The organism is Nostocoides sp., from assembly GCF_035343835.1.
GTDB classification, from domain to species: Bacteria; Actinomycetota; Actinomycetes; order Actinomycetales; family Dermatophilaceae; genus Nostocoides_A; species Nostocoides_A vanveenii.
This window is the reverse complement of record NZ_DAOQZV010000362.1, coordinates 1-2,144: the sequence shown is the minus strand read 5'-3', so window position 1 is coordinate 2,144 and position 2,144 is coordinate 1. Positions and strand designations below refer to the sequence as shown.

General features: G+C 72.1%; 1 protein-coding gene and 1 pseudogene. Both read right to left on the bottom strand.

Going from position 1 to position 2,144, the window contains the following annotated elements; genetic code table 11:
• On the bottom strand, nucleotides 1-1,376 hold a 1,376-nt coding region (locus PKH97_RS16125; RefSeq protein WP_324388627.1), incomplete at its 3' end, for an NADH-quinone oxidoreductase subunit M.
• Nucleotides 1,367-2,144 (bottom strand): annotated as a pseudogene (locus PKH97_RS16120) (NADH-quinone oxidoreductase subunit L); the annotation flags it as partial. The gene PKH97_RS16125 and the pseudogene PKH97_RS16120, both read right to left, overlap by 10 nt.

The window sequence follows — 2,144 nt, the reverse complement described above, 5'->3', positions numbered from 1 at the left end:
GCATACGCCCTCCGCGCGACGCGGAGGGCGTATGCCGCAGCGAGCGCCGCGCCCGTTGCCGCGGCGATCGCGCACACCCGCAACAGCGTCACCGGCGCGGTCGCCGGCACCCAGGCGAACCAGCCCCCAGCCAGATCGCCCGACGCGACGACGTTCGCCGGCAGGCCGGTTGCCCCGCGCCAGGACGCCACGATGGTGAGGAACTCGCCCCAGAAGGTCGCCAGGCCGGGCAGGCCCAAGCTCGCCGCCAGTCCGACGATGAGGGCGAACCCGAGTCCCGGCCAGACCTCCCGGACGGCCGGGAGCACGACCGCCAAGTCGGTGCTGCCCCACCGCTGCTTCAATCCACCGACGACGAAGAACAAGAGGGCCGCGACCACGCCGTGCGCCACATTCGTCAGCAACGCGGCCTGAACCCCCAGCGCGGTGTTGGTCCCCAAGGCCAGGGCGACAAAGCCCATGTGGGCGATCGACGAATAGGCGATCAGCCGTTTCAGGTCGCGCTCGACGAGGCAGACCAGGCCGCCCCAGATGGTGCCGGCCGCACCGACCACCGCGAGCGCCGGCGCCACCCGGGTAAAGCCATCGGGCGAGAGCGCGACCGGGAGGCGGATCAGGCCATAGGTGCCCATTTTCAGCAGCACAGCCGCGAGCAGGACCGACCCGCCGGTCGGCGCGATGGTGTGGGCCGGCGGCAACCAGGTGTGCACGGGCAGCAGCGGCACCTTGACGCCAAGCCCGAGCACCAGCAGGATCGCCGCCGCCAACTGCGCCGGCGGGGAGACGCCCACGGCGATGACCCCCGCCATGCTCGATGTGCCGGCCGCGAAGGTCAGCGTCAGGATCCCGGCGAGCATCGCGCTCGACCCCAGCGCCGTGTAGAGCAGGAACCGGCCGGCCGCGTCGGACCGAGCCGCCGGGCTGTGATCGTCACCGAATCGCCCGATGAGCAGCCACATCGGGATCAGCACGATCTCGAAGGCTACGAAGAAGACGATCAGGTCACGCGCCCAGAAGGTCGCGAGCGCGCCGAGTTCGACCAGCAGGACCAGCCCGTAATAGAGCGCCGGCGGTCCACCAGCCGGCAGATGACGGCGACCGTGAACGACCACCAGCACGGTGATCCCAGCCGCCAGCACCAGCAGCGGCGCGCTGATCGAGTCCGACCCGAGCGCCAGGTGCACGCCCAGTGCCTCGATCCACGGGCGGTCCACGCTGGCCGAGGTCGCGACCGCTGCACAGGTGGCCCCCAGGCTGCCGAGCGCCGCCACGAGCGCAACCCCGAAAGCCACGCCCGCCCCCACCCGGCGGCCCGTGACCACTAACCCACCCCCGGCCAGAGTCGGCAACAGCAAAGCGATGAGAATCAGGCCCATAACGCCACCCCGGCGACTGCTAGCAGCCCGAGCAACACCCACACCAGATTGGTCGCGACGCGCTCGCGGCGATGCGCGCGCCCGGCTAGCGCAGCGAGCACGGGCGTCCCCGAGCCGGCCCCCCGGACATACAGATCGACGATCTCCCGGTCGACGAAGGCGACCGCTCGCGCTAGCGCGAGCACTGGCTTCGCCACCAGCGTGACGTATGCCGTGTCCGCTCCGAATCCCTTGTCCGCCATGGCCATCAGTCGCGTGGGCGGCTTGGCATCGTCGGGCCGCAGATACCAGCCGACGAGGACGCCAACGAGGATCAACCCGATCGAGAGCACCAGTAGCCCCAAGTGCAGGCTCGCTCCGGGCAGGACACCGGTGACGAAGAGCAGGCTCGCCCCGATGGTTGCCGCGGCGAGCACGCCGAGGACCAGCTGCGCGAGCGCCGATGCCTCCCGCGGCGCCGCGGGGTGCGCATCGAGTCGCCGGGGAGCCGCCACGACCTCGTAGGCCCGCGTGGCATAGGCCGCGGTCATCGCCACCGTCGCGAGCAGAGCCGCGGACACGAGCGCCTGGCGCGCGCCCGGCCCCGAGCCGCCCTCGACCCACGCAGCGACGGCGATGACGTGCTCTTTGGAGAAGCCGCCCACGGTCAGGGGGACGCCGGCCAGCGAGAGCAGGCCCATTCCCCACGCCGCCTGCGCGAGTGGGCGCAGCGCACCGGTGCCCGTCAGCGCGCGCGCCGCGGTCGAGCCCCCGAGCACCGCCAGCCAG